General features: G+C 47.2%; 3 protein-coding genes. 1 reads left to right on the forward strand and 2 read right to left on the reverse strand.

Annotated elements, in window-relative coordinates; all coding sequences use genetic code 11:
- On the forward strand, positions 1-444 hold a 444-nt coding region (gene tsaB / locus ACRC27_RS01890; protein WP_438639056.1), incomplete at its 5' end, for a tRNA (adenosine(37)-N6)-threonylcarbamoyltransferase complex dimerization subunit type 1 TsaB.
- Between the two features lie 216 nt (positions 445-660).
- Here the strand turns inward: tsaB and ACRC27_RS01895 are convergent.
- Together ACRC27_RS01895 and ACRC27_RS01900 are read right to left on the reverse strand one after the other, a co-directional pair.
- The gene (locus tag ACRC27_RS01895) at positions 661-2244 is read right to left on the reverse strand and encodes an arylsulfatase (RefSeq protein WP_438639057.1); all 1584 of its coding nucleotides are present in this window, start codon (positions 2242-2244) and stop codon (positions 661-663) included.
- 152 nt (positions 2245-2396) lie between these two features.
- The coding region (locus ACRC27_RS01900) for an SPASM domain-containing protein (protein ID WP_438639058.1) at positions 2397-3344 on the reverse strand (948 nt) is incomplete at its 5' end.

Here is a 3344-nt window from a genome sequence, read left to right on the forward strand (position 1 = left end):
GCAGATTTGCCGATGATCGGGGTTTCGAATCTGCTGGCGATGGCGCAGGGGGCGTACCGTGTACAGCAACATCAGCAAGTGCTGGTGGCGATTGATGCGCGTATGGGCGAAGTTTATTGGGGTCAGTATCTGCGTGCCGATAATGGTGAGTGGCAGGTACTGGGCGAAGAAGCGGTGCTCGAGCCTCAAAATGTACAGGTGATCACTGAGGGTGAGACTAACCAGTGGGCGACGGCTGGTACCGGTTTTACTGCTTATCCGACCTTGGCTCAGCAAGAGGACATAATACTGACCGACAGCGGTATTTTGCTGCCTGAAGCGCGCGATATGTTGCCACAGGCAGTGGCTTGCTGGCAGCGCGGTGAAGTGGTGGCGGTCGAGAATGCTGCGCCGGTATACCTGCGTAACAATGTGGCCTGGAAAAAGCTGCCGGGCCGCGAATAAGCATTAAATCTGTCATCTATGCGAGTTACGCAAAGTTCCAGATTAAGCGTGACTAAAAAAGAAGGACGACTTTTTAGTCGTCCTTCTTGGTATAGCAAGCGGTAGCTCATTTTTATTGTAGAGCGTGATTATCTAGTGATCACTTTTGAAGACGCGTTTTGAGTCTAACCGCCCATGTTGTCAGCAAGATCCCCGAAGCATCAGGTTCGTTATTGCTTACTGCTGTCCTTTCTGGATAGTCTCCGAAATGATATTAGACATATCAAAGCTAGTTCCGCCTTGTACCGGTGGATACGCTTTCAAGCTCTGAATGTGCTGCGCGATAATTTCGTTGGCTGGGGCCAGTAACCAAGACATTTTTTGCAGCAAATGCCCTTGTGCGTCACGGGAGTCATAAGACTCAAATGGATCGGCTCGCAGGTTGTAAATCTTCGGTACAGTGAGAGGCACAACGTTGGCGTAGTAGTCCTCTTTGGTTGAGAAGTGGAACTTCCATGGCCCCATACGCAGAGCGGTCAACTTGTCTTCATAGTAATACAGGATAGAGTCGCGGCTTGAATCTTTGGCTTTCCCTGTCCAATAACTCAAATTATTCACGCCATCAATATACTGTTTTTTCTGCTTCATCATGGTGTCTGCAACGTTAGGCTCACCCGCAGCAGCGGCTAACGTTGTGAAGAGATCTTGATGTCCTTGAATACCATTTAAGACTGAACCTGCAGGAATGTGTCCCGGCCAACGAGCCAACATCGGTACGCGAACACCACCTTCATAGGTCGACATTTTTTCACCGCGGAACGGTGTTGTAGCGCCATATGGCCATGAAGAGTGCTCGGGTCCATTGTCCGTGGAATAAATGACGATTGTATTTTTATCCAAACCTTGCTGTTTCAGATAATCTAACACGACCCCGATATCATGGTCGTGTTGCAGCATACCGCTACCATGGTAGTCGTATTCACTGGTATAGCCTTCTGCCGCGTAGCGCCACTGATCGTTGAGGCGCGTATACAGATGCATCCGGCTGGTGTTCAGCCATACAAAGAATGGCTTATTGGATGCCTTGGATTTATCCATAAAGGATAACGCTTTAGGGATCACTTCCTGACCGTCAAAATCTTTCATCCGTTCTTGGGTCAAAGGGCCGGTATCGGTACATTTTTGTTTGCCCATTTCGCCAAAACGCGGGTCAACCGTTTTATCTTCGGTGTTACTGGCGTAGCAATGTAAAACGCCTCGAGTACCGAATTTTTGGTCATATTTCTCAACTGAACCCGCATAGGATTTAGCAAAGCGTTGATAGTCGCGCTGTTCGGACTCTTCTTGTGTGTTGAGGTGATAAAGATTGCCGAAAAACTCATCAAAGCCATGTACGGTTGGCAATGAGAAATTATGGTCGCCTAAGTGGTTCTTACCAAACTGGCCCGTGCTATAACCTTGCGCTTTTAATACTTCGGCTAATGATGGGGATGCCGCTTTTAAGCCCAATGAACCACCAGGCATGCTGACGGTGGTCATTCCTGAACGAATCGGATATTGCCCAGTAATAAAGGCCGCGCGACCAGCGGTAGAGCTCGGCTGTGCGTAGTGATCGGTAAAGAGAGCACCTTGCTGTGCAATACTATCGATATTTGGTGTGCGGTAGCCCATTGTACCCATGCCATATGCACTGACGTTTTGCCAGCCAATGTCATCACCAAATATCACGAGAATATTGGGTTTTTGGTTTTCTTCAGCATGTATTGTTGGCGAGGTAGCCATAGCAGCAAGAAGTGCTGTGGCTAATAGCGTTTTTTGCATAATCAGATCCTCTATATTGATAGATGAAACCACAGTCTGATGTGTCAGATATCAGGTCAATGGTTGCCTGTGCTGCTATTGACGATCTCTAAAACGATCTTTAATACCGTAGTGGTGCAATTAACTAAATTGAAATGTATGCAAGTAGGTGATTACTTTAAGTGTCCTAATGCTTGCAATATGTGGACAACATCGGCACCAATATGCTGATAGAAGCGATGAAGTCCACTACATAAATAATTCAGTCCTATTTCACCTTGCTTCGTTTTTAATAATCTATTTTTAGGACATTCTCCCCAGCATAAACGTAGGTAGTCACATTTTTGGCACTGAGTGGGAAGCGTGGCACACTTTTGTAGACCAAAGTGTTGTTGCTGCGATGAATAAGCCATATCGCCTAAATGTGTATGCAAAATATTTCCTAGGCGATATTCTGGATAAACAAAATGATCGCAAGAAAACACATCACCATTATGTTCTACCGCTAATGCTTTGCCGCAAAATTCGGCTTGTGTACAGGTTTGTGCTGAATATCCGGCCGCTTGTGCAATTGCTGTTTCAAACAGATTTACATGCACTCGGCCAATATCCGTACTTTTCCATTCATCCCAAACGCCACTCAGGAAAGCCCCATAATCATCGGGATCAACTGACCATGGGGTGACAATCGATAACGGGTGCGCTGGGCGTGCACGTTCGTGACCTTGTTGTGGCGCATGGGCATTCGCAGTACTGGTCGGCGCTTGAGTTTGGAAGGTTTGCGATTCAACGACCGGAGTAAACTGAACTCGCCATGTACCAACGTTATCCACTAAAAAACGATATACCTCTTTGGGATATAAGGCATTTTCACGATTTACAGCACAGAGCGCAGCAAAGGGAATCTTGGCGTCACGCAATAATTTGGCGGCGGCCATGACCTGATCAAAAGTGGATTTGCCACTGCGCGTTTTACGAAAGGCATCATGCAATTCCCGCGGGCCATCAATCGATAGGCCCACATGGAACTGATGCGTTTGCAGAAACTGCACCCAGTGTTGATCCAGTGCGATACCGTTGGTTTGTAAGTCATTGCTAATTCGTTGACCGGGTTTGGCATA

It is taken from the genome of Plesiomonas sp. (assembly GCF_051650925.1).
Taxonomy (GTDB): domain Bacteria; phylum Pseudomonadota; class Gammaproteobacteria; order Enterobacterales; family CAMTGL01; genus Plesiomonas.

Excerpts from the sequence above, each read along its gene's own strand:
- ACRC27_RS01895 (WP_438639057.1), bottom strand. The coding sequence starts at position 2,244 with ATGCAAAAAACGCTATTAGCCACAGCACTTCTTGCTGCTATGGCTACC.